The sequence below is a fragment of the Streptomyces sp. NPDC001292 genome, from assembly GCF_042896465.1.
Lineage (GTDB): Bacteria > Actinomycetota > Actinomycetes > Streptomycetales > Streptomycetaceae > Streptomyces.
On record NZ_JBIAXG010000034.1, the window covers coordinates 75,382 to 99,291 of the forward strand.

Sequence of the window (23,910 nt, forward strand, 5' to 3'; positions counted from 1 at the left end):
AGCAGGCTGAACCGACACCTGTCCGCCGGACAGGCGTGTGAGTTGAGGCAGGTGGCCGCTACCGCCCTCGCGTCGAAGCGCGAGAGCAGACGTCCCAAACGACCATGCCAAGCATCAGGGTCAGTCCTTTCAGATGAGAGTCAGTAGAGTCGCACACGTGTTGCCCGGCTGCCAAAACACGCTGTCCCGGGAGATCTCCAACGGGGAACAAGACAGCATCGGTCCTATTGCTCCCAGGCCAGGTCAGCGGGCTGCCGGAGGTTTCTTGGTCCACTGGCTGGTGCGGGGGCTTTTGCGGGTGAAGCGTCGCGTCATCATGGTGATGAGTGCCCAGTTCAGGTGGGCTTCGGAGCGCTGGGGCAGGCGTTCGTAGTCGCGTGCGTTGCGGCGGGCGTTCATGCACCAGCCGATCGTGCGCTCGACTTTCCACCGGCGGGGCAGGACGACGAAGCCCTTGGGGCCGTGTGGGGTGCCATAACTCTCGTACCTGCTTCGACCTGGGACTGCGAGGCCCGCGTCCGATCATGGCATGCTCGAGCGCCGTGGCGCTCCGCATGGTCTATCTCGCCTTTGTCCGCATCCTCGGGCTGCTCCTCCTGCTCTCCCGTTCCCAACGAGCCAAGGACGTCGAGCTGCTGGCGCTGCGCCACGAAGTCGCCGTGCTGCGCCGCCGGCTCGTCACCCGGCCACGGATGTCCTGGCTGGACCAGGCCATACTCGCCGCCCTCGCCCGACACCTCCCCGCTTCGCTGCGCCGCACCAGATTCATTGGCAGCATCCGCGCCGAGTGCACCGATCGGATCCTGATCTACAACGAGCAGCCCGCCCGGCGGGTCCTCGCCGAGTACGCCGAGCACTACAACTCCGGAAGGCCGCACCGGGCCCTGCAACTGCGAGCCCCTGCCGACGACCCGAACGTCATCCCGTTCCCGGCGCAGCGCGTCCAGCGTCACGACGTCCTCGGCGGACTCATCCACGAGTACAGCGATGTAGCCTGACGGAGATCACGAGGAACTGGCGAACGCCGAGGTCAGAGGACATGCGGACTTATGGCACCCACAGGCGTTCGAGCAGGCTGGGGAAGAAGCTGCCGGTGCGGACCTTGGGAATCGCCAGGTCGAGGTCCCCGGCCGGCGTGGTCAGCGTCTTTCCACGGTGGCTGTTGCGCAGGTTGGTACGGGTCTCGGTGTGCTCGCCGGGCTCCGCCCCGATGAACGAGGTGGCCTCCGCCTCGATCAGCTCCTGCAGGATCCGCTGGGCCAGGACCCGGACCAACTCGATTCCGTCAGCCGTACGCAGTGACTCCATCAGCCGGAGTAAGTCATGCTGGGACAAGGCCATCGCGTCACCTAAGCGGTGGCGAGCTCGTGGCCGTGCGTGAACTCATTGATCGTTCCCTCGATCCTGACCGCCGGCGATCACCAGCCCGGTCGTCGCCGAGCTGGTGATCGTGTAACTGGTTCCCTTGAAGACGAGTCCCGACAGTGTGCCGCCGAAGCCGCGGGTGACGGCGGCGTCGCGCAGTTTCGGGTGTGTGCCGTCGGGAGCGAAACCGAACAGGTCACTGATGATCACGTCAGCGAACTTGCCCGCGCCCACGAGGTTGAAGGTCATGACGTCCCCCGCGGCCACCGCGGTGGCGGAGGAGGCGGAGAACGTCAGGGCCTTGCCGAAGCCCGGCCTGCTACTGGCCCAAGCGGCCCCGTTGATCGGGACTGTGGTACCCGTGACGCCTTCGCGGGTGGTGGTCCCGGTGCCTTCGTCGAAGGCGAACCGGAGCACCAGGCCAGGGTCGAGCGTGCCGCCCGAGGTGACGCCGACAGTAGGGTCGGTCGCCGCAGCGGCCGCGGAGATGTCGCTGGCGGTGAGCGCGCGGTTGTAGACGCGCGCCTCGTCGATGCTGCCGAGGAAGGCGCGGGTCGAGTCGGCCGGGGAACTGCCGACGACGGCGGGGATGCCGGTCGAGGGGGTCAGCGCGCCGGTCTGGGCGCGGGTCGCCTGGAGCGCTCCGTCGATGTAGATCTTCATGGTGTCGCCGTCGTAGACGGCTGCTACGTGGTGCCATCCGCCGGTGGGGACGGTTGCCGTGGTCTTCAGTTCGACCCAGTTGCCGTCGATCACGAGCGCGAAGGAGATCTGCCCGCCCGCGCCGCCGCGCAGGACGTAGCCGGCGTTGCCGGAGGCCCAGGTGTCCTTGGCGATGATGCTGCCCTGGAAGATCTGGGTCGGCCAGCTGGTCGCGTTCACCCAGGCCGAAACGGTGAGGGCGGAGGCAGGGTTGAGCGCGGGCCGGTCGCCCAGCGCGACGCCCAGGTATGCCAGCTCCTCGGCCTGGCTGATCGGCCCTTGGGTGGTCACCCCGGCGAAGGAGGTGAGCTGGCTGAGGAATGACGGATAGTCGCCGAAGCGGGCGAAGGTCTGTGCGGTCAGGGCGGGCCAGGAGGCGTAGGCGCCGATCGTGCCGTGGTCGGGGCGTGCAACGGGCGCCTCGGAGTCGCTGAGCGACAGGGCCCGCATCCAGTCCGCGACGAGCAGCTCGTTGGTGACGAAGGTCTTCATCTCGGCCTGCTGCTGGGCCGTCAGCTTGTCCGCGAGGAGGTTGCCGCCGATCGCGAAGTCGAGGACCGTCCGCACGGGCACCAGGGTTCCGTCGGCGTGGCGGCAGTTCCACACGCCCTGTCCGGCCACGTACAGCTCCAGCACGTTCGGTAGCAGCTTGTTCGCCGAGGCGGTGAGGCTCTTCGCGGTCGAGGCGTTGCCCGCGTTCTGCTGAAGGGTCGCGGCCCGGTTCATCATCCAGACGTTCGCTGCGTTGAACGACGCGACCTGGTTGGTGTACTTGGGCAGGACTTCCAGCAGGTTGTGGTTGGCGCCGTAGTCCGCCAGCGTCTGGCCTGCGGGAACGAGTGACTGCCAGTGGGTGGCGTTGTCGGTCAGGTGTTGCAGGACCGTGGCGGAGCCCACGGTGGTCTGCAGGAAGGCCGTGTCGCCGCTGTAGTTGACGTAGTTGTCGACCGTGGTGAACACGGTGAGGTCGTTGGCGGAGTACCACGGCCCTACGCCTTCGCCCTGGACCTGGTCGACCGCGTAGCAACCGTAGATGTTGCGGCCGAGCCAGTCCGTGGTCTGGGCGCGCATCACGGCTGGGTCGAGCAGGGCGAGCATGACGGACGCGTAGGAGGTGTCCCAGAAGTAGGTGACTGTGTTCGAGAACTCCGGAGCGCCGGTGACGTAGACCCGGTCGTAGCCGCTGAACGAACCGGTGCGGCCGAGCAGGGCGTTGAACGACGGTCCGAGGTTGGTGCGCTCGCAGGCCAGGACGGACAGGACGCTCATGTAGTACAGCCGGGCGACGGCGTTGCCGGTCGGACTGTTCTCGGGGGTCAGGACCGGCAGGCAGCCCGAGTAGTGGGTGTTGCCGGCGGTGAACGCCTGGGCCCAGCGCTTGGACCAGGCCTGCCCGGCTTTGCCGAAGACGGAAGCGAACGACCGCAGGGTCACGTTCGCGGTGTCGACGACGTGCTGACCCTCCGCGACCGCGGCGAGCGGCTTGCCGGTCGAGGTGTCACCGACTGCCATGACGAGGTTCACGGTCCGGGTCGCGCCAGGGGCGACTCTGAGGCTCCAACTCGCGGTGCCGGAGGCTCCGGAGGCGGTGAACACGACGTCGGAGTCGGCCGCGAACACGGTGACGGCGGCGCTGGAACCGTCCGAGACCATGACGTTCACAGCGGGGGAGCCGACGGTGCGTGCGGTGAAGTTCGTATCGCCCGGCCGAGGGGCGGCCCAGGACCAGTCCGTCGTCGCCTTGCGGATCCGGGGGCTCAGACTCATGGACAGCGTGGTGGACACGGCCGCCGAGGTCGGGTTGGTGACTGTGATCCGCACGAGCAGTTGGTTCGACTCGAACGCCAGCCGGGTGGCGGTCTGCACGGTCAGCCCGGATTGCGTCGCGGCCTTGCGGAGGATCTCGTAGGCGGACCAGCGGGACGTGACCGTGGTCAGCGTGGAGCCGTCGACGGTGAGGTCGCCGCAGCGGCCGTCCTGCACATAGGGGGCGAGGGTGAAGTTCTCGAAGCCCGCGACGTTCGCGTCGACGTTGACCGCGCCCCAGAAGTTGCTGACGGCGGGCAGATGACGCAGGTTCGTCTGCGGGATCCAGTCGCTGGTGAGCGACTCGAGCGACGGGATCGTGCCCGTGGCCGCGTTGGCGAGGGCTGCTGGCAGGGCAGGCGCGAGCCAGGCCGCGGCAGCGGTGACCGCCGACCACTTCAAGACACTGCGACGGGTGGGGTGATGAGCCACGACGGGCCTCCTCAGGGCTGGGTGGAGCCGGGACGGGTGGGAAGGGAGTCCCCTTGCCCGCACCCGGCCTCACTCGTCGGTTGAGGCCGGGCACGGGCAGGGGGTTGCGGGGTTCTGTCGCGATCTGCGCCCGCGGTGCTCACGGACGCCGGGGTGGTGAGAGAGCGGCGGTGCGGTTCACCGAACGAGGGCAGCCGTGAAGGATTTGGCGCGCCGGGTGACATCCGCCCAGTCGCTGTTCGCGACCGCGTCCGGGGGACCACGTCGGTGCCCGCACAGACGGCGGCGGCGCCGTGCGCCAGGTATGCGGCGGCGTTGTCGGCGTTGACGCCGCCCGAGGCGATGAGCGGGACGCCCGGGTAGGGGCCCTGCAGGTCCTTCAGGTAGTGGGGCCCGAAGCCCCCGCCGGGAAGATGTTTCGGTCTTGGTTGTGTTTGCTGGTTATGGGGTGGTTTCGCGGATGGCGATGGCGTCGTAGACGTGCCATGAGCCGGTTTGGGTGGTGATGGTGATGACGTTCTGACCGGTGCGGAGTTGGTTGGTGGGCAGGGGGAAGTCGATGATGGTGGGGCGGATGGTGCCGCCGCGTCCGTCGCCCCAGTGGTAGCCGTCCCCGCCGCCCGCCGGGAGCTGGATGGTGGTGGCGGTGTGTTCGTTCAGGCTGAGGGCCAGTTTCGGAGGGCTGGCCTGTTGGGTGTCGACCAGCCATGCGGTGAGGGCGAGATCGTTTTCGGGGGTTTGGGGGAGGTCGAAGCGCAGGGTGAAGGTGTGGGATCGGTTTCCGGCCCAGGCGTCGTCGGGTCCGGGGTGGATGTAACTCCACGCGGATGCGGGGTCGCTGCTGCCGACGGTGAAGTCGACACCGTTGGGGAAGGTGCTGGGGTAGGCGGAGTAACGGTTGGGGGTGAGAGCGAATCCCGCCGTCGCCACATCGACGGACCCGACCAGAGCGATCGCGTGGTGGACGGTGGCGGAGACCTCGTGGTGGGACGTGCCTGTCCCATCCTTGACCTTCACGACGAGGGTCTGCGCCCCCGAGGCGTTCGCCGGCGGGGTGACGGTGAAGGTTGGGGTAGCAGTCGCAGCGGCGGCGAGTTGCAGCGGTCGGGTTGCGGGTTCGACCTGCCAGCCCTCAGGTGCTTGCAGCGAGACTTCCGTGTCGCGGGCTTGGCTGTCGTTGTTGACCAGCCGGACCTGGAACGTGGCCGGGGTGTCCTGCAACAGGCGGAGTTCCGCAGGCGCGGTCGACACCGAGATCGCCGGCACGCCGTGCACGTAGAGCACGCCGTCGGGGAGTTCGGTTCCGTCGGCGGCGTTGGCGGTGAAGGTGATCCGGTGAAGCTCTTCGGGAGTGTCCTCGGCAACCCGCAGGGTAAGGTCCTGGCCGGTTGTGCCGTTGGCTGGGACGTTCAGGGTGCCGGTGGCCGGCTCGGTACGCAGGCCCGCGGGGGCGTTGGTCTGCCAGTTCACTGTGACCGTTTTGCCGGTGAGGTTCTTCGCCTCCAGCCTGACCGTGCCGTTCTCGCCGGGACCGACCCGAACCTGATCAGGCGTGGAGTAGATGACCGCGGGTGCCTGCGGGGACTGGGAGAACGGCAGTTGCTGGACGCCCCACGCCTTGTTCGGCTGGTCGCCCATCCACAGCTCCAGCGTTCCGCCGTCGGTCAGCTGGTCGTGGTAGAACCAGGCGTTGTCCAACTCCTGCCCGTTGAGCGTGGCGCGCTGGATGTACATGTTGGCCGCGGAGTTGTCGTGGGTGACGATGCGGAACTGCTTACCTGGATAGTAGTCTCGGTTCAGGCCGATGGTGACCTTGTCGAAGATCGGTGAGGTGATGTCGTAGACCGGCCGTTGCAGGCTCGCTCCGGTGACTTCGAACAGGCCGATCGCCATCAGTGCGCTGAGCGATCCCATCTGGCCCTGGTCCTCGTCATGGTGGCCGTACCCATCAGTGGTGGCAGTAGAGGAGTAGACCTTCTCCTTCACCTGCCGCACCCAGTACTGGGTCAACCACGGATAACCCACGTAGTTGAACAGGTGGCCCGTTTGCAAACTTGGCTGGTTGCCGTAGTTGATGTAGGCGCCCTCGTTGCCGTTCTGCCCTTCGCCAATAAAATTGCTCTTTCTGGACTGCTCGAAGGCGTAGTTGAGTTTGTCGGCGTAGGCGGCCCTGCCGCCCAGCCGGTTCGCCAGACCCATCACATCGTGCACGCTGTACCAGGTGGCCTGCCAGGCGTTGGCCTCCACGAAATCGTCCTCGGACAGCGGGTTGAACGGCGACAGCCACCGTCCGTCGGCACCCCTGGGGCGGATCAACCCGGTGGACCTGTCGAACAGGTTGTGCCAGTTGCCCGACCGCTCGATCAGGTAGGCGCCGGCGTCGGTGTCGTCCCACACCTCGATCTCGTTCAGGCCCACGTTCTCGCCGGTGCCGCCGGTGGCCTCGAACCGTACCCAGCTGACCCGCCTCGGCCGGAAGGCCACCACCTTGTTCCTGCCATCGGTGGGGATGTTGCTCACCGCGATCGTCGACCCGTCGCTGAACGTCAGAACGCCGGAGTTCGCGTTCGACCTCGGGTCCACCCGATCGCTGATCACCACCTTGTGGACGCGCTTCTCCTCACGCCAGCTCAGCGTGATCCATGGGTTCCGTTCCGTGGACACCCACTCCACATTCTGAGAAGGCACGATGCTGGAGCGGATCGGCCGACCGTCCACCGCCCGCACACCGGCGAAATTAGAATCGTTCACCTGCGAGGACACCGACACCTCAGCAAACTGCGAGACGTTGAGCCCCGACTTGCCCAGCCGTCGGGCCAACTGCCCCAACGTCCAGTCCTGGAACGCGAACTCCAGCGTCTCCCCAGCACCACGCGACTTCCAGGAACCCTGCAGGTTGTGCGGCACATAACCGTGATCAAGATAAGGCCGGGCATTGCCACCGTCTCCCAACCAGGACGCGTACCCGTACGGGCCCTTGTCGAAGAGGCCGCCGATGGACTGGGCGTCGAGCATGGCGTCGTAGGCCAGGTCGATGTCGAAGTCGCGGATCCCCTTGTTCCAGGCGCCGGTGATGAACGACGTCACCGCCGAGCCAGTCATCACGAACGAATAGTCGCCAAAGCGCGGGCCGCGCGGCAGCAGGCCGCCGTCCCGGTACATCTGCAGTTGCGAGTGGACGAAGCTGCTGTAGATTTCCGGATAAGCGAAACCGAGCACGGTGTTGAGGTTCCACTGGGTCAACCACACCGCGTCGTAGTTGTACATCGCGAACCGCGGCACGCCGCGATCGTCCAGCGGGATCTGCTTGACCTTGCCGTGCCGCCAGGTGTTGTCCAGGTACTTGCCGTCCACGTCGCTGATCGTGCTGCGCCCGCACAGCACGTGGAACAGGTCGGTGTAGAACTTGACCTGCTGCTGCTCGGAGCCGCCTTCGACGTCGATGCGCCCCAGCATCGCGTTCCAGCGCTGCTGTGAGGCCTGCTTCACCGCCTCGAAGTCCCAGCCCGGCAGCTCCGCTTCGAGATTCTTGCGCGCCCCCGCCGCCCCAGTGAACGACAACCCCACCTTCATCTGCACGACCGCCCCGGCATCCAGGTGCTCGTAGCAGGCGTACACCCCCATGTTGTCGCCGGACAGCTCCTCGATCGCGGCACCGCCGTTGGCCAGGCTCCCACCCGCCCAACCACGCAGCGAATCAAACGGCTTGTCGAACCGAATATTGAAGAACAGTCGGTTCTTTTCCGGCGGCGTTTCGGGCCAGTAGAGGCCGTCGGTGAGCAGTCCTCCTTGGTCGACGTAGCCCTCGATCTCGTGGTCGCTGACCTTGGTGACGTGGGCGTCCTTCATCTTCGCTTCACCCAGTACACCGCCGAGGTTGATGATGATCTCACTCCGGCCGGCATTGCCGTAGGTATAGCGGTGCAGGCCCACGCGATCGGTGCAGGTCAGCTCGGCGGTGATGCCGTACCGGTCCAGATGCAGCCGGTGGTAGCCCGGCTCGACGACTTCACCGACCTCATGGTTCACATACGACTGCCAGCCGGTATCGCCCTGCAGCTTCGACACACCCGCCCCGGTGGTGGGCATCACCTGCACGCCGGCGATCTGCCAGCAATGGAGATGACTGAAACCCTTGACGTTGTTTTCACTCTGCCGGTAGCCCGTCCCCCAAAGAGTGTTGGTGCTCGTGTCCGGCCGCAGCTTGATCATGCCGAACGGGTTGCTAGCCGACTGGAAAAAGAAGAACCGGCCCCGATCCGCTTCCACCCACGGATTGACCAGGCGGACATAGTCCCGGCCCGCCTCGGCTGAAACCGCATCCCCTGGCGCGGCTGCCCAGGCAAGGCCGCCGGAACCGCCAACTCCTGCAACGCCCGCGGCCAGCACTCCACCGGCGGACAACAGAAGACGACGACGGGCCAACTGACCACTTGCCTTCGGCTCGGTCACTGCGCGCTTCCCTTCACTTGCCTTTGGCTCGGTCACTTCGCGCTTCCCTTCGCGATTGATTCGGGTCATGAGGGCGTGATCGGGGCCTGCCTCACACGCCGGCAGGCTCTCGCTCGGGAGAAGCACCCCGGCGGTTCGGGGCGCGGTCGTAGCTGTAGCCGCCGAGCCGTCGGTACAACTCGGCGTACTCAGCGAGCTCGTCCCGGTCGAGGGGGACGCCGAGCCTGGGACCGGTCAGCACAGGCCTGCCCCCGCGGGCACGGCTTGCCTGGCCAAGTGCAGCCGATGGTGCCCGGCGCGTTGGGACTACCGGGTGAGGGAGTCCATGAACGCCGCGGCTCGGTGTGTGATCTCGTCCCGGTTGCCCTCCGCGACGGCTGTCGGGGGGACGACCTCGGTTCCGGCGCAGACGGCGAGGGCTCCGTGGGCGAGGTATTCGGCGGCGTTGGCGGCGTTGACGCCACCGGAGGCGACGAGGGGGATGTCCGGGTAGGGGCCGTGGAGTTCCTTGAGGTAGCGGGGGCCGAACCCGCTGGCGGGGAAGATCTTCACTGCGGCTGCGCCGAGGTCGACGGCTTGGGCTACTTCGGTGGGGGTGAGGGCGCCGAGGACGGCGGGCAGTCCCGCCTCGTGGGCGGCTTCGGCTACTTCGGGCCGGCAGCCGGGTGTGACGAGGAAGCGGGCGCCGGCTTCGATGGCGAGTTCGGCTTGGCGGCGGGTGAGGACGGTGCCGATGCCGACGTGGGCGCCGGAGGCGGCTGCTTGGGCGAGGTGCCGGGTGACGTCGGGGGTGGTGAAGGTGAACTCGACGTGGTGGATTCCGCCTTCGGCGAGGGCCGCGCACAGGGCCGGCGCGTCTGCGATGTGGGGTGCGCGGACGACGGCGATCACTGGGCTGGCGGTGAGCTCCGCCGGAAAGGACAGGGGCGTGGTCATGGTCTGGTGCTCCCTGGTCGGGGTTGTCGTGGTGCGGGTGCGGAGGCCGATCAGGCTGTGCGGTCAGGACAGGGCTGGTGAATGGATTCCGGCGGCGGTGACCCGGGTCGCGGCCCATTCGTCGGGGGAGGCGGCGAGAAGGGCGGCGGTGAGCTCGGAGGAGGGCAGGACACCGTGGTCGCCGTGGGTGGTGAGGGCGGCTGCGGCGGTGAGGTGGCCCAGACGCAGGCGGGCGCGCTGGTCCAGGCCGCGCAGGGTCGCGGCGAGGTAGCCGGCGGCGAACGCGTCGCCGGCGCCGGTGGGTTCGACGACCTCGACGACGAGCGCGGGTTCGCTGACGGTGCTGCCGTCCGCGTTCAGCACGGTGACCTGGTGCTCGGAGTCCTTGACGACCACGGTTGCGGGGGCGGGGAACGCTGCCCGGATGGCGGCGTGGCTGCTGAGGCCGAAGGCGGCTTCGGCCTCGTCGGCTCCGAGGAGGAGCAGATCGGCGGCGTTGCAGAGTTCGAGCAGGACGGCCGGGTCGCGGTCGTGCCAGAGGGCGGGCCGCCAGTTGAGGTCGAAGCTGACGGTGTGGCGGGGGCGGGGGGCGGTGAGCAGGGCCCGGATCAGGCCGAGGCAGCTGTCCGACAGCGCGGGGGTGATGCCCGACAGGTGCAGTAGTCGGGCGCCGGAAAGGAGTTGGTTGAACACGGGGTTGGTGAAGGTGTCGGGGCCGAGGGCGGAGGCGGCGGACCCGGTGCGGTAGTAGCGCATCCGGCTGTGCGGGTGGGTTTCCTTGAGGTAGAGGCCCGTCGGCCGCACGTGATCGATGGTGACGGCCGAGACATCGACCCCGCGTGCGGTGAGCTCGCTGATGATGCGTCGGCCGAAGCCGTCGTCGCCGACGCGGCTGATCCAGGCGGTGGTGATCCCGTGCCCGGCGAGGCCGCAGGCGACGTTGGACTCGGCGCCGCCCACGCCGACCCGGAACTCTCCGACGGACTCGGTGGGGCCGGGGTGTCCGGGCAGCAGGACGGCCATGGTCTCGCCGAGGCACACCGCTTGCGGGTTGTGGGCTGCTGGTTCGGTGCCGACGTAAGCCATGGGTCTGTGGTCCTTCCGTGTCCGTCCGGTGCCGGAGGGCGGTGTGCTGCGTGCGGCCGCCGGCTTCAGCGGAGGTCGGTGATGCTGAGGGTGATGTCGCTGGTCCAGCTGGTGCCGGCCGGCAGCAGGGGTGCCTGGCCGCGGGTGGGGCAGGCCGGGGAAGGGTCGCCGGGCAGGACGTTGGCGGGTTCGATGGCGACCACGTAGGCGCGGCGGTACCAGGGGAAGCCGCTGCTCGCGTGGCACTCCTGCCACAGCCAGGCATACGGCAGGACGGACGCGTCCCACTCGACGCGGATGCCGAATCCCGCGCTGGGACTTTCGATGGCGAAGGAGCCGGTCCGGAAGTCCATGAGGCAGGCGAACACGGCGCGCCCGCTGTCCGGTCCGGGGCACTGCCGCAGGTCCAGGACGTTCCCGTCGACGGCGGGCGCGAGCGGGAACGCCGCGCGGACATCGGGCGGCAGGACCGTGCCGGGTTGCTCGGCGTCGGTGAGGACGGTGCGGGCCGCGGCCGTGATGGTGCAGTGCTCGTCGATGAACGGTGCCCCGAAGCCCGGGTGCTGGACCCACATCACCGGTACCGGTTCCCCGGAGGTGTTGTGGACCGTGTCGCGAACGTGCAGGGCCGGCCCGTCCAGGCGCACGCTGCGGGTGAGGCGGAGCGGGGCGGTGATCAGGTCGGTGGCGAGACGGACTTCGGCCTCGTCCGCGCTCTCGACCGTCCAGGCGACGACGGCCGCCTCGCCGTGGTAACCGCGGCGGACGCCGTCGACGGTCCGCTCGGCGCCGGCGTTGGGCACGAGCTGCTGCCAGCCGCCGCCGTAGCGGGCGAGCCAGTCGGTCCGGCTGTCGCCGGTGACGGGCGCCCCGGCCAGGTCGCGGCGCCCCCACGGCGTGCGCCACAAGACGTCGATGCCGCTGGTGCGTTCGGTGACGGATGTGATGTCCGCGCCCTTGCCGGGTCGTACTTCGACCGACAGGTGGTCGCCGTGCAGCAGCACAGAAGAGGTCATGGCCGGTCAGCCTCCGAACCGGTGGGCGGTCAGGCCGCGGACGCCCAGGCCGCGCACGGCCAGGACGGAGCCGGCCGCCCCGGCGGGGCCGGGTCGGAGGCCTTCGCGGGCCGTGGTGACGTAGAGGACGTCGAGGTTCGGGCCGCCGAAGGCGCAGGAGGTGGGCTGGTCGACGGGAAGGGGGACTTCGGCGAGGACCTCTCCGTCGGGGGAGAGGCGGATGAGTCGGCCGCCGCGCCACAGGGCGATCCACAGGCAGCCGTCGGCGTCGACGGCCATCCCGTCAGGTTCTCCGGCGGCTTCGGGGAAGCGGGCGAGGGTGCGGCGGCGGGCGGGGGCGAGCCGGTCGGGCAGCACGTCGAAGGCGTTGACCTCGTGGGCGACGGTGTCGATGAGGTAGAAGGTGCGGCTGTCGGGGCTCCAGCCGAGGCCGTTGGGCTGTGTCAGGCCGTCGAGGACCGGTTCCGTCGCCCAGTCCGGGGTCAGGACGTGGAGAGCCCCGCGGCCGGCGGCGAAGTCCATGGCGCAACTGCCGGCCCACAGCCGTCCTTGCGGGTCGCACTTGGCGTCGTTCATCCGGCGTCCGGGCGGCAGGACGGCCAGGCGGGTGGTCCAGGTGCCGTCGGCGCGGACATCCGTGAACCCCTCGGTGGTGGCGGCGACGTATCCACCGGACGCCTTGGGGACGGCGGCGCCGACGAAGGTCGGCAGGGTGAGGGTGTGCGGGCGGGGCGCGGCCGGGTCGGCGGTGTGGACGCGGCCGGCGAGGATGTCCACCCAGGTCAGCTGTCCGGTCTCACCGTCCCAGAACGGTCCTTCTCCGACGCGGGCCTCACCGGGTATCGCGACGGTGATGTCGATGCTCAACTTCACTGCTCCGATCGCGGGTTGAAGAATCGGTGATCAGTCGGGGAGGGCCACGGCGACCTGGGCGAGCAGGCCGCCGTCGACGGGCAGGGCGATGCCGGTGATGAAGGCGGCGCGGTCGCTCGCCAGGAAGGCGATGGCCTCGGCGACCTCCTCGGGACGGGCCACCCGCCCGAGCGGGTGGCTGCGGCCCCACGTGGCGACGAGTTCGTCCGCATCCTCCGGGCTGCCGGCGAACCCGGCGGCGGCGGTGCGCAGCATGGGGGTGTCGACGGAGCCCGGGCAGACGGTGTTGGCGCGGACGCCGAAGGCGGCCTCGTCGACGGCGAGAGAGCGGGCGAACGCGTTGAGGGCGCCCTTGCTGGCGGTGTACGCGGCGACGTTCTTCTGGGTGACGAAGGCCTGGACGGACGAGACGAGCACGATCGAACCCGCGCCGCAGGCGCGCAGGGCGGGCAGGGCGTGCTTGGCGGCGAGGAAGGCGCCCTCGACGTTGACCGCCATCACCTCCTCCCAGGTCGTGCGCGGGGTGTCGGCGGCGGTGCCGTAGCGCTGGATGCCGGCGCAGGCGACGAGGACGTCGAGTCCGCCGTGGTGCCGGACGGCGTGACCGACGGCGGCGGCCACCGAGGACTCGTCGGTGACGTCGGTCTCGACGTAGGTGATCGCATCGTGGACGGCGGTCTCCGGCGGTGTGACGGACGCGCACACCACCCGCGCGCCGCGGGCGGCCAGGAGCTCGGCCGCGGCCAGGCCGATGCCGCTGGATCCGCCGGTGACCAGTGCGGACTTGCCCTCGAATTCCATGGGTGTGCGGTCCTTCTGCGAGGAGGCTGCGGGAGGAGGTTCCGGGGGCCGACGGGGGCGGCCCCGGGGCGGAGCGCGGGAGGCGCGGTGTTACTTGTACAGGCCGGTCTGCGAGGCCGGGTCGTCCAGGTTGTCCTTGGTGATGACCAGCGGGACGAGCGGCTGATCCTTGGGGATGCTGTGGTCGCCCTCTATGTACTTCAGCGCGTTCTTCACGGCCAACTGCCCGATCTGGTAGGGGTTCTGGGAGACGAGGGCGGTGAGGGTGCCGTTCTTGAGGTGGGTGGCCTCCTGCGGGCTCGCGTCGTAGCCGAGCACGGCGATCTTGCCGGTCTTGCCGGCGGCCTTGACCGCGTTGGCCGCGCCCTCGGCGGTGATGACGTTCGAGGCGAAGATGGCGACCAGGTCGGGGTTGGCGCTGATGGCGGCCTGCACCAGGCCTGCGGCCTGCGTGGCGGAGTCGTTGCCGGCGTACAGGTTGGGCAGCACCTTGTACTTGGGCTGACCGTCGAAGGCTTCGCGGAAGCCCTTCTCGCGGTCGTCGATGGAGCTGATGCCCGGCTTGATGTGGACGAATACCACCTTGCCGCCTTCGGGCTTCTGCTTCATGAGCTCCTGGGCACCCAGCTTGCCGCCCTGGACGGAGCTGGCCGCGATGGCGGTGAAGATCTTGTCGCTGTTGACGTTGTTGCCGGTCGTCATCACCGGGACGCCCTGGGCGACGGCCGCGGCGATCGGGGCGGCGAGCGCGGTGGCGTCGGTCGGGTCGATGACGATGGCGTCAGGCTTCTTCTGGACGACCGCCTGGAGGACGGGGATCTGCTCGGAGGCCTGGAAGTTGGCCGGGCCCTGCACGATCGGGGTGACCCCGGCGGCCTTGGCCGCGGCCTCGAAGCCGGTGATCTCGGTCGAGTAGTACGGGTCGCAGGTGCACCCGGGGATGAAGGCGATGGTGCGCTGCTTGCCGGAGCCGCCGCCGGTCGCGCTCGCGGGGGCTTCGGAGGAGGAACAGGCCGACAGGGCGAGGGCGGCGGTCGCGGCCGTGACCGCCAGCGAGGCCCGGGTGATTCTGCGGGACATGGGATGATCCGTTCCGTGTGTACGGGGAGTGCGAGGTGGTGCGAGGGAGGTCAGGACGCGCGCAGTCGCTGACGGCGTTTGATGTCGTCGACGGCGACCGCGACGATGAGGATGGCGCCGATGGCCACCGTCTGCCAGAACGGCTGGACGTCGACGATGACCAGTCCGTTGTTGAGCACGGCCGGGATCATGACGCCGACGGCGCTGCCGAAGATGGTGCCGCGGCCGCCGAAGAGGCTGGCCCCGCCGATGATGACGGCGGCGATGGCGACGAGGTTGTCGGCACTGTGGCCGCTGACCTGGGTGGTGGTGTACCGGGCGACGTCCAGGACGCCGGCCAGGCCCGCTAGGGCGCCCATCATGGTGAAGAGCACGACCTGATGGCGGGTCACCTTGATGCCGCTGCGGCGGGCGCCTTCGGCATTGGAGCCGATGGCGTAGGTGTACCGGCCGAACTGCGTCCTGGCAAGGACGAGGCCGGCCACGACCGCCACGGCGGCGGCGATCCACACAGGCAGCGGCAGCCCCAGCACCTGGCGCATACCGATGCCGGTGACCATCTGCGGCGGCAGCCCGGTGACGTCGGTGCCCTTGGTGATGACCTGTGCCAGGCCGAGGCCCATGCCGAGGGTGCCGAGCGTGATGATGAACGAGGGGATCTTCAGCCGGGTGACAAGGACGCCGTTGAGCAGGCCCCACGCCGCGCCGACGGCCACGGCAACGGCGATGCCGAGCGTGATGGCGGCACCGGCGTTGGGGTAGCCGCTTTCCGCGGACCCGCTGACCGCGACGATCGTCTTGGCGGCGATCACCTGGCTGAAGACCAGCACGGATCCGATGGACAGGTCGAGTTGGCCGCCGATGATCAGATAGGCGGTGCCGACGGCCAGCAGCATCGTCCCGGAGGCGTTGAACAGGATGTTGCGGAAGTTGTCCGCGTTGAGGAACGTCCCGCCGGCCTGAACCGAGAAGGCCACGACGAGGACGACCAGCGCCAGGAAGACCCAGTTGCTCGTCAGTGCGGCGGCTGCGCGGCGCACGCGGTTCGCGGTGTCCGGACCGGACACGTCCGCGCCGACCGTGGGGATGGGGAGATGGGGAGTCATGGCGTGCTTCCCTGCGGGTCGGTCGGGGTTCCGGTCACCGCGCCTGTGATGGCGGCGACGATCTCGTCGTGCGAGGCGGTGGCGGGCGACAGCGTCGCGGCGCTGGAGCCCAGACGGAGCACGACGATGCGGTCGGCCACGTCGGTCACGAACGGCACGCTGTGGCTGATGACGACGACGGCGATGCCCCGGTCCCGGGTGCGCTTGATCAGCTGGGCGACCTGCTCGGTCTGGACGAGGCCCAGCGCGGCGGTGGGCTCGTCCATGATGACCAGCTCGCGGGCCCAGATACCGGCCCGGGCGATCGCCACGGTCTGGCGCTGGCCGCCGGAGAACATCCGCACCGGAGCCTGGTAGTCCGGAACGCGGGCGCCGAGAGTGCGCAGGTAGTCCTCCGCCTCGGTCTGCATCCGCTTGTTGTCGAGGACGCCCAGCCGGCCCAGCAGTCCCAGCTTGCGGCGCTCACGGCCCAGGAACAGGTTGGCGGGGGCGGACAGGTCGTCGGCCAGCGCGAGGTCCTGGTAGACGGTCTCGATGCCGGCGGCACGGGCGTCCGAGGGGTCGGCGAAGTGGACCTGTTCGCCGCGTACGCGCAACTCGCCGCTGTCCGGAGCGAGGGCGCCCGACAGGATCTTGATCAGCGTGGACTTGCCCGCGCCGTTGTCGCCCATCAGGGCCACGACCTCGCCGGGGGCCACCTCCAGGGTCACGTCGGTCAGTGCCGTGACGTGGCCGAAGCGCTTGGAGATCCCGGTGGCCGAGAGCACGGGGACGTCCGGGCCGGAGGGGACGGGGGGTGGTGTCGTATTCGATAGATGCATCAGCACGAGTCTTCCTCTCTCATTGGCGACTCAGCTGCTCTCCGCAAGAAGTTCCAGGTGCATCCGCTGGTAACCCGGAGACGGCCTGGCGGTAACCGGGATGCTTGCATACAAGTTCTTCAGTATGCAAGGATCATGTCGTGAAATCGGATCGAAACTTCCCAGGCGGCCCGCCGGCCCTCGCATCGGTGGGGCGGCTGCGTGTCCGCCAGCGCACCTCCGACCGGGTGTACGAGGAGTTGGCCGCGGCCATTCGTGACCTGCGGATCGAGCCGGGTGCGTCGTTGTCGGAGACGGATCTGGCCGAGCAGTTGCAGGTCAGCCGCACGCCGCTGCGCGAGGCCATCGCGCGGCTGGTGGACGGCGGTCTCGTGTCGGTGGTGCCCCAGGTGGGCACCCGGGTGGAGCCGATCCGGCTGCACGACGTGGAGCAGGCGCGCTTCGTCCGCGAGAGTCTGGAGCTGGCCGCGTTCGCGGCGGCTTGCGAGAAGCCGGAGCGGGACGTCACTGGGCTGCGCACCCTTCTCGCCGAGCAGGAACGCTGTCATGAGGCCCACGACCTCGGTGGTTTCTTCGCCGCCGACGAGGCGCTCCACCGGCAGATCTTCGAGATGAGCGGTTATCCGGGCGCCTGGCAGTTGATGCAGCCGATGAAGATGCACCTGGACCGGTTCCGGCGGCTGAGCCTGCCCGACCCCGAGACGGTGCGGGTCCTCATCGACGAGCACACGGCGATCGTGGACGCGCTGGAGTCCGGCGACGCGGTACACGGCCACGCCCACATCAGCAGGCACGCCCGCAGGGTGCTGGAGACCGCCCCCGGACTCCAGGCCCGCTACCCCGGGTACTTCGCCGGATGAGCCGGACAGGCCCGACCGACAACGCCGGCCGCCGACGGCGGGCTCCGCACGGGGCCGGCCTTTCCTTCCTTGCGGAAAGGACATCATGAGATTCCTGCGCATCGGCTCGCCCGGCGCCGAGACGCCCGTGGTGGCCACCCCGGACGGCGAGTACCACGACCTGCGCTCCGTCACCGCCGACATCGACGGCGCCTTCCTCGGCAGCGGCGGAGTGGAACGCGCCCGCGCCGCGCTCGCGGCCGGCGCCCTGCCGCCCTTCGATGTCACCGGCCTGCGCATCGGTCCGCCCGTGGCCCGCCCCGGCGTCGTGCTGTGCGTCGGCCTGAACTACGCCGCCCACGCCGCCGAGTCCGGATCGCCTCAGCCGGAGCACCCGGTGGTGTTCTACAAGGCCCCCAACACTGTCGTCGGCCCGTACGACGACCTCCTGCTCCCGCGCGGATCGGACCGGACCGACTGGGAGGTCGAACTCGCCGTCGTGATCGGCCGGAAGGCTCGCTACCTGGAGTCACCCGAGCAGGCGCTGGTCTGCATCGGGGGATACACCGTCTCCAACGACGTCTCGGAGCGCCGGCTCCAGCTGGAGACCAGTGGTGGCCAGTGGTCCAAGGGCAAGAGCTGCGAGACGTTCAACCCGTTGGGCCCCTGGCTGCTGACGCCCGACGAGGTCCCCGACCCCCAGGCGCTCGGGCTGCGGTCCTGGGTCAACGGCGAGCCCCGGCAGTCCTCCTCGACGTCGGACATGATCTTCGATGTCGCCACGCTGATCCACCTGCTCAGCCAGGTCACGATCCTGGAGCCCGGCGACATCGTCAACACCGGCACCCCCGAGGGCGTCGCGCTCTCCGGCCGGTTCCCCTATCTCACCGAAGGCGACCTCGTCGAGGTCGAAATCGACGGCCTCGGCCGGCAGACCCAGAAAGCGGTACGAGCATGACGCTGAGGCTCTCCCTCGGTCACATCGACGTCTACGACGACAGGACGGCGACCTTCGCCCATCAGCTCGGGCTCACCGGCGTCCAGCTCCACACCCCCAACCTGCTGCCCGGCGAGGCGGGTTACTGGAGCCTGGAGGAGCTGCGGGCACTGCGCGAGCGCTGCGACGCCGACGGGCTGCGGATCGACGGCCTGGAGAACGTCCCCCTGGCCCACTTCTGGAAAGTCCAGCGCGGCCTTCCCGGGCGGGACGAACAGATCGAGAACTACCGCACGACCATCCGGAACATGGGCGCGGTCGGCATAGACATGCTCGGCTACAACTGGCTGCCGACGTTCGTGTGGCGCACCGACATGGACGTGGCCGGCCGCGGCGGCGCCAAGGTCACCTCCTTCGACCTGGCAGGTGTCGGCGCCGGCAACGCGCTCGCCTCCTACCGGCTTTCGCCCACCGAACTGCTGTCCGAGCCGATCACGGCCGAGCAGATGTGGGCCAACCACCAGTACTTCCTCGACGCTGTCCTGCCCGTCGCAGAGGAAGCCGGGGTGCGGCTGGCACTGCACCCGGACGACCCGCCGGTGGACGAGCCGCTGGGTGGCGCGGCGCGCATCTTCAACTCGCCGGCCTCGCTGTCCGCAGCGCGCGAGCAGGCGAAGGGAAGCCCGGCCTGGGGACTGGACTTCTGCCTCGGCACGGTCTCCGAGATGGGCGGCGAGGACGCCGTCAACGAGGTCATCGACACGCTCGGTCCGCTCGGTGCGATCTTCTACGTCCATTTCCGGGACGTCCAGGGAACCGTCCCGTCCTTCCGTGAGTGCTTCCTCGGCGAGGGCAACTACAACCCCGCCCGTGTCATACGCCGCCTCCACGACGTGGGATTCGACGGCTTCATCATCGACGACCACGTGCCGGCCATGGTCGGCGACCCAGACACCTGGATCGACATTTCCTCCGGTGCCTACTGCAGCCGCGGCCGCGCCCACGCGATCGGCTATCTCCAGGGCGTCCTCAACGCCCTCGGCCTCGACTGACGCGCGATCTCCCCCCGGAAATTCCAGCGGAAAGCTCCGGACGCGCACGCGAAAAGATCGTCTGCACGTCCGGCGCTTCGGCAGTTCGGTGGCAGGAATTCTCCGGAAGGATTCGGGAGTCTTGCCCCGACTACGAGCGGCTGGGGAACCGATCCGGACGCGGCAACTCTCCAGGGGCCGCGTCCAGACCGGCCGGGCACCCTCAGCCCGCAGGCAGGGATACTTGCATACAAGTTGGCGGGCGTGCGATGATGATCGACGTGAAGTCGGAGCGTAGTGGTCTGAACACGGTGTCGGCGCTGGCGGCGGTCGGTCGTCCCCGGACGCGCCAGCGCACCTCCGACCGAGTGTACGAGGAGTTGGCCGCGGCCATTCGTGACCTGCGGATCGAGCCGGGTGCGTTGTTGTCGGAGACGGATCTGGCCGAGCAGTTGCAGGTCAGCCGCACGCCGCTGCGCGAGGCCATCGCGCGGCTGGTGGACGGCGGTCTCGTGTCGGTGGTGCCCCAGGTGGGCACCCGGGTGGAGCCGATCCGGCTGCACGACGTGGAGCAGGCGCGCTTCGTCCGCGAGAGTCTGGAGCTGGCCGCGTTCGCGGCGGCTTGCGAGAAGCCGGAGCGGGACGTCACTGGGCTGCGCACCCTTCTCGCCGAGCAGGAACGCTGTCATGAGGCCCACGACCTCGGTGGTTTCTTCGCCGCCGACGAGGCGCTCCACCGGCAGATCTTCGAGATGAGCGGTTATCCGGGCGCCTGGCAGTTGATGCAGCCGATGAAGATGCACCTGGACCGGTTCCGGCGGCTGAGCCTGCCCGACCCCGAGACGGTGCGGGTCCTCATCGACGAGCACACGGCGATCGTGGACGCGCTGGAGTCCGGCGACGCGGTACACGGCCACGCCCACATCAGCAGGCACGCCCGCAGGGTGCTGGAGGACGCCCCGGCCTTCCGGGCCCGGTATCCCGACTACTTCGCGGACTGAGTTCCGAGAATTCCCGCACTCTCCCGGTCGATCCGACCTGTACGTGCCCGGCCGGCAGCGCGTCATCTCCCTCCCCTCGGTCGCAACGCGGCCGAGGCTGCCCACCGTCGTCTTCGATGGGGCCACCGCCAGCCACGGACGTCCCGTCACCGGCCTGTGGGACCTCAACGTCCCACTCGACAGCTGCGGTTGGAGCCGCTCCCGCCGCGTGGGCCAGTTCCCGGCCAGCGTCGATCTCCCGGTGCATTCGTGACTGCCGGAGCAACAGAGACTTGCTGCACCCCTTGAACGCGACCATCACACCCATCGGCTTGTGCCTGGCGCGGAAAACCTCGCCCTGACCGCCGCCGTCGAGCTTGAGCCGCTCAAGGGCGTAGCCCCCGCGCTGGACTTGGACTGCCTCGGCCACCTGCTCGTGTCCGGGCCGTTGACTGCACTGCGACTGGCTACGTAGGTGACAACGAAGAGTGTTTGTCGGTAGGCACGGAGAGCAGCCGCTACGTCCAGAGCGCTCCTATGTTGCCGAGTTCCTAGAGCACCCATGCGGCGTGGCGCCCGGAGCGCCTGGCCTTTTTCCTGGGGCGCAGTGCCCTGCGGACGGTCGGCCAGCCGTCCAATATCAACTGGAACTCACCGCCTGGATGTGGCGCGGGCTCACGTGATCCTGGGGTCCACGCAGGACGCCATGGACGAGCTGGTCCGCGTCCGGCCGGACGACGGGCACGTGGATGCAGCACCAGCCCATTGCCCGGTACGTGATGGGGGACATGACCGTGCACCTCAACGTGCACGCGCAATGGGAACTGTCCGGTCGTAGAGACTCGGTGCGTAGCCGCCAGCAGGTGAGTACTTTCACCGCCTGAAGCACGTTGAGCTGTCCCGAGTTTCGCAGAGTCCGGCGGTCTTTTCAGGCGGACCGCGGGGTGACTTGCTGTTGTCGCCACCAGTCGCGTTCGTACTCGGCGGGCGGTACGTAGTCGAGGACGCTCTCCCGAATGCCAACCTCACTGGACTGACCTGTTCGGGGTGCTGTCCTGCTTGATCAGGTAGTACGCCTCGCGGGCGACGTACCGCTTGAGACAACGGATGATCTCCATCTTCGACTTGCCTTCGCTGATGCGGCGTTCGACGTACTTCTGGGTGACCCTCGTCGTAGTGCAGGCGGCAGACCACCGCCATCTGGAGAGCAGAGTGGGCCTGGCGGTCGCCACCGTGGTTGAGCCGGTGACGCTGGACCTTCCAGGAGGAGGCCGGCAGCGGGGCGACGCCACAGAGTTTGGCGAAGCGGGCCTCGTCGGTGACCCGCTGAGGGTTGTCACCACAGGTGACCAGCAGCTGGGGCGGTGTTCTTGATCCCGAAGCCGGTCCGCTCCAGCGGTTTCCGCCTCGGACCCACCCCGGGCCTGGCGAAGCTGGAGGGCGTCCAGTCGATGCTGTGGGCGGTCGACCTGATGGAGAAGGGCTACAACCCGGCCCCGCCACATCAAGGGCGGCGACGCCGTCCTGGACGAAGGCGACTAGCACCGCCATGAAGATCCACAACGCACTGGAGCGCGCCGACCAGGAGGCGTTCACCCGGGAGCCGCCCAAGACGTTGAAGGGCCAGATCGGCTTCCTGCTCAAGCGGATGAAGTCCGCGAAGGCCGTCGCGGCAGAACTCGGCATTACCGCCGACTCCGTCAACCGCTACCGGCGCGGCGCCCGCAAGTACCCACCCAAGGAAATCCAGCAGAAGATCGACGCGGCTGTACGGTCCCGCTGGCAGCCGCAGGTCCGCAAGCGCCGTCGCAAGCAGGCGGCCAGCACGGGCGGGATCACGGTGGAAACGAGAGCCCGTTTCTGCTACACCGCGCCGATCGGCACGACCGACGACGGCCGCTTCCGCCGCCTCACCGTGCACCTCCCCCCGAGCTACGCGCAACGCCTCTTCGATGCCCGCGACGCCGGGGCCAGCGATCAGCACATGCGCCAGATCATCGCCGACGTGCTCCGGCTCTCGTAACAAAGGAGTTCTGGCGCTGTGGGCAGGCACTACAGACGGACGACGATCAAGGCGATGTCGTCGTCTCCGCCGCCGCTGACGCCGAGGCGGGACAGCAGGGCGTCAGCAAGGTGTTCAGGGCTGAGGTTGGTGTTTGTCGACGACGGCTTTGACCGCGGTGGTGGCCAGTGCTCCTTCCACCGAGCGGGACTGGGTGTGGCAGCGAACAGCGCCCAGTAGTCGATCCGCGGTGCTGTCACATGCTCTCCCTTGCCGTCCATGGGCCACGACCGACGGCGTGGCTGGAGGCGATGCACAGGTGCCCACCGAAGGGCACTGCACGCCGCTGGTCGGCAAAGCCCCCGCCGCGGGCGGCAGACAGTGAGTGTGTGCCGCCCCTGCGCCACCTTCAGCAGCAGCTCATCCTGCCGCGTCCCCGGTCGGTTCGCCTGTTGCCGGATCCGATCGGGGGATTACTCCTCCTGAGCAGCTCGCCCGATTGCGGGCCGAGCGACGGCGTCATAGCTTCAGCGCGTCGGAATCATCCGAAAAAGCCAACATCCTCCCTTGTGTTGGCTTTCCCGTGGCGTCGAATGGAGCATTCATGTCGGTCATGACCGGTACCCCGCCCCTGCAGCAGTTCGGCCAGCTCGCCGGCGGTCAGCAGCAGATCGCTCAGGTGGTCCAGCAGGCGATCCAGCAGGCGTGTCAGCAGGCGAGCCAGCAGGTCGCGCAGCGCATGCAGCAGACGCTGCAGCAGATCCAGCAGGTCCAGCAGCAGCTGCAACAGCAGGGCATGTCCCACCAGGCCCACCCGTACCTGGCCGTCGCGCTGCACACGACGCTGCTGCAGGGCGTGCGCAGCGCGGTGGAGCAGTCCGTGCAGCAGGCGCTGCCGACCGCGATCCTGACGCTGGTGCAGCAGAGCCGGCAGGGCGCGCAGCAGTGGGGTGGCGGCTTCGGCCAGCCGTCGTTCGGCCAGCCTTACCCGCAGCAGTACCAGCAGCCCGGCTTCGGCCAGATGGGTCAGCCCTTCGGCATCGGCTGACCTGAGGCGGCGCGCTGTGCGGTGTGCCCCGGGAGCGATTCCCGGGCACGCCGCACAGCCGTGGAGGCTGGAGCTGCCCGTCATCCGGATCAGAAGCACAAAGACCGACGTAGGCGTGGTGAAGGTGGACGTGATGGTCAAGGACAGGCCCGGAAACAAGCCCGGAAGCAACCGCGAGAGCCAATCCGAGGGCGCGGGGGCCGGCGGCCCGGGCCCCGAGGAAGAGGCGGTGCCACGCAAGAAGGGTGCGCCGTCACCGATCGCGGTGCAGCCGCGCCGGCAGCGGTTCATGGTGGCCCCGCTGCCGCAGCATCTGCTCCCGCCGGGAGTGCCTGAACTCGGCATGGACGCGGTGTGTGACCGGCTGGAGCGGATGCCCGAGGTCACGGTGGTCCGCAGACTCACCCCGTCGGGGAAGCTGCAGTCGGCTGGAGTGCAGCCCTCCTGCCCCGAACTCGTGGTCGTCGAGGCGGCCGAGGCCCAGGTACCGGCGATGCGGACGCTGCACGTGCACATCGAACCGGACCTGCCGCTGTCCGCAACCGGACCCGCCGCCGTGCCGGCCGCAGGGATGCTGCCGCTGCGCGACCCGGGGCT

At 68.9% G+C, this 23,910-nt stretch carries 21 protein-coding genes and 3 pseudogenes; 9 read left to right on the forward strand and 15 right to left on the reverse strand.

Annotation, left to right across the window (positions count from 1 at the left end):
* Positions 1-243: 243 nt before the first annotated feature.
* A pseudogene (locus ACFY4A_RS29900) lies at positions 244-456 on the reverse strand (IS5/IS1182 family transposase); the annotation flags it as partial.
* A gap of 86 nt (positions 457-542) precedes the next feature.
* Between ACFY4A_RS29900 and ACFY4A_RS29905 the strand changes: the two are divergent.
* Complete coding sequence (locus ACFY4A_RS29905) at positions 543-998, forward strand: integrase core domain-containing protein (RefSeq protein WP_390832459.1); 456 nt, start codon at positions 543-545, stop codon at positions 996-998.
* Positions 999-1,047: 49 nt separating this feature from the next.
* Here the strand turns inward: ACFY4A_RS29905 and ACFY4A_RS29910 are convergent, their stop codons facing one another.
* The 11 genes from ACFY4A_RS29910 to ACFY4A_RS29960 form a co-directional block, all read right to left on the reverse strand.
* Positions 1,048-1,308: a transposase gene (locus ACFY4A_RS29910; RefSeq protein WP_390832460.1), complete on the reverse strand. Its 261-nt coding sequence runs from the start codon at positions 1,306-1,308 to the stop codon at positions 1,048-1,050.
* Between the two features lie 75 nt (positions 1,309-1,383).
* Complete coding sequence (locus tag ACFY4A_RS29915; RefSeq protein WP_390832461.1) at positions 1,384-4,305, reverse strand: LamG domain-containing protein; 2,922 nt, start codon at positions 4,303-4,305, stop codon at positions 1,384-1,386.
* 441 nt (positions 4,306-4,746) lie between these two features.
* Positions 4,747-8,826 carry a glycoside hydrolase domain-containing protein gene (locus tag ACFY4A_RS29920; RefSeq protein ID WP_390832462.1) on the reverse strand — a complete coding sequence of 1,360 codons (4,080 nt, stop codon included), beginning with the start codon at positions 8,824-8,826 and terminating at the stop codon, positions 4,747-4,749.
* Positions 8,827-9,063: 237 nt separating this feature from the next.
* Positions 9,064-9,693 carry a bifunctional 4-hydroxy-2-oxoglutarate aldolase/2-dehydro-3-deoxy-phosphogluconate aldolase gene (locus tag ACFY4A_RS29925; protein WP_390832463.1) on the reverse strand — a complete coding sequence of 210 codons (630 nt, stop codon included), beginning with the start codon at positions 9,691-9,693 and terminating at the stop codon, positions 9,064-9,066.
* A 63-nt stretch (positions 9,694-9,756) separates the two neighbouring features.
* On the reverse strand, positions 9,757-10,779 hold the full coding sequence (locus tag ACFY4A_RS29930) for a sugar kinase (protein ID WP_390832464.1): 1,023 nt from the start codon (positions 10,777-10,779) through the stop codon (positions 9,757-9,759).
* A gap of 65 nt (positions 10,780-10,844) precedes the next feature.
* Entirely contained in the window at positions 10,845-11,795 is a 951-nt protein-coding gene (locus ACFY4A_RS29935; RefSeq protein ID WP_390832465.1) for an aldose 1-epimerase, read from the reverse strand.
* A gap of 6 nt (positions 11,796-11,801) precedes the next feature.
* Entirely contained in the window at positions 11,802-12,662 is an 861-nt protein-coding gene (locus ACFY4A_RS29940; RefSeq protein ID WP_390832466.1) for an SMP-30/gluconolactonase/LRE family protein, read from the reverse strand.
* Between the two features lie 36 nt (positions 12,663-12,698).
* Positions 12,699-13,469, reverse strand: coding sequence for an SDR family oxidoreductase (locus ACFY4A_RS29945; RefSeq protein WP_390832467.1), 771 nt, complete (start codon positions 13,467-13,469; stop codon positions 12,699-12,701).
* Between the two features lie 90 nt (positions 13,470-13,559).
* Positions 13,560-14,549, reverse strand: coding sequence for a substrate-binding domain-containing protein (locus tag ACFY4A_RS29950; protein ID WP_390832468.1), 990 nt, complete (start codon positions 14,547-14,549; stop codon positions 13,560-13,562).
* A 50-nt stretch (positions 14,550-14,599) separates the two neighbouring features.
* Positions 14,600-15,655: an ABC transporter permease gene (locus ACFY4A_RS29955; protein ID WP_390832469.1), complete on the reverse strand. Its 1,056-nt coding sequence runs from the start codon at positions 15,653-15,655 to the stop codon at positions 14,600-14,602.
* Positions 15,652-16,476, reverse strand: coding sequence for an ATP-binding cassette domain-containing protein (locus tag ACFY4A_RS29960; RefSeq protein ID WP_390832470.1), 825 nt, complete (start codon positions 16,474-16,476; stop codon positions 15,652-15,654). Before ACFY4A_RS29960 ends, ACFY4A_RS29955 begins: the two co-directional genes overlap by 4 nt.
* A 140-nt stretch (positions 16,477-16,616) precedes the next feature.
* Here ACFY4A_RS29960 and ACFY4A_RS29965 point away from each other — a divergent pair, with 140 nt between their 5' ends.
* From ACFY4A_RS29965 to ACFY4A_RS29985, 5 genes are all read left to right on the forward strand, one after another.
* The gene (locus ACFY4A_RS29965) at positions 16,617-17,336 is read left to right on the forward strand and encodes a GntR family transcriptional regulator (protein WP_390832471.1); all 720 of its coding nucleotides are present in this window, start codon (positions 16,617-16,619) and stop codon (positions 17,334-17,336) included.
* 85 nt (positions 17,337-17,421) lie between these two features.
* Positions 17,422-18,273: a fumarylacetoacetate hydrolase family protein gene (locus ACFY4A_RS29970; protein ID WP_390832472.1), complete on the forward strand. Its 852-nt coding sequence runs from the start codon at positions 17,422-17,424 to the stop codon at positions 18,271-18,273.
* Positions 18,270-19,304: a mannonate dehydratase gene (locus ACFY4A_RS29975; protein WP_390832473.1), complete on the forward strand. Its 1,035-nt coding sequence runs from the start codon at positions 18,270-18,272 to the stop codon at positions 19,302-19,304. Before ACFY4A_RS29970 ends, ACFY4A_RS29975 begins: the two co-directional genes overlap by 4 nt.
* Before the next feature lie 251 nt (positions 19,305-19,555).
* Positions 19,556-20,284, forward strand: a complete 729-nt coding sequence (locus ACFY4A_RS29980) for a GntR family transcriptional regulator (RefSeq protein ID WP_390832481.1) — start codon at positions 19,556-19,558, stop codon at positions 20,282-20,284.
* A gap of 313 nt (positions 20,285-20,597) precedes the next feature.
* The gene (locus ACFY4A_RS29985) at positions 20,598-20,738 is read left to right on the forward strand and encodes a hypothetical protein (RefSeq protein ID WP_390832474.1); all 141 of its coding nucleotides are present in this window, start codon (positions 20,598-20,600) and stop codon (positions 20,736-20,738) included.
* Positions 20,739-20,903: 165 nt separating this feature from the next.
* On the opposite strand, the gene ACFY4A_RS29990 is transcribed toward ACFY4A_RS29985, so the two are convergent.
* Both ACFY4A_RS29990 and ACFY4A_RS29995 read right to left on the reverse strand, forming a co-directional pair.
* Positions 20,904-21,053 (reverse strand): hypothetical protein, encoded by a 150-nt coding sequence (locus tag ACFY4A_RS29990; protein WP_390832475.1) that lies wholly within the window; start codon positions 21,051-21,053, stop codon positions 20,904-20,906.
* Between the two features lie 235 nt (positions 21,054-21,288).
* Positions 21,289-21,659, reverse strand: a pseudogene (locus ACFY4A_RS29995) (transposase); the annotation flags it as partial.
* 153 nt (positions 21,660-21,812) lie between these two features.
* Here ACFY4A_RS29995 and tpg point away from each other — a divergent pair.
* Complete coding sequence (gene tpg / locus ACFY4A_RS30000; protein WP_390832476.1) at positions 21,813-22,286, forward strand: telomere-protecting terminal protein Tpg; 474 nt, start codon at positions 21,813-21,815, stop codon at positions 22,284-22,286.
* A 29-nt stretch (positions 22,287-22,315) separates the two neighbouring features.
* On the opposite strand, the gene ACFY4A_RS30005 is transcribed toward tpg, so the two are convergent.
* Positions 22,316-22,525, reverse strand: coding sequence for a hypothetical protein (locus ACFY4A_RS30005; RefSeq protein WP_390832477.1), 210 nt, complete (start codon positions 22,523-22,525; stop codon positions 22,316-22,318).
* Between the two features lie 344 nt (positions 22,526-22,869).
* On the opposite strand from ACFY4A_RS30005, the gene ACFY4A_RS30010 reads away from it, so the two are divergent.
* On the forward strand, positions 22,870-23,313 hold the full coding sequence (locus tag ACFY4A_RS30010; protein WP_390832478.1) for a hypothetical protein: 444 nt from the start codon (positions 22,870-22,872) through the stop codon (positions 23,311-23,313).
* A gap of 229 nt (positions 23,314-23,542) precedes the next feature.
* Positions 23,543-23,910 (forward strand): annotated as a pseudogene (locus tag ACFY4A_RS30015) (Subtilisin, serine endopeptidase); the annotation flags it as partial.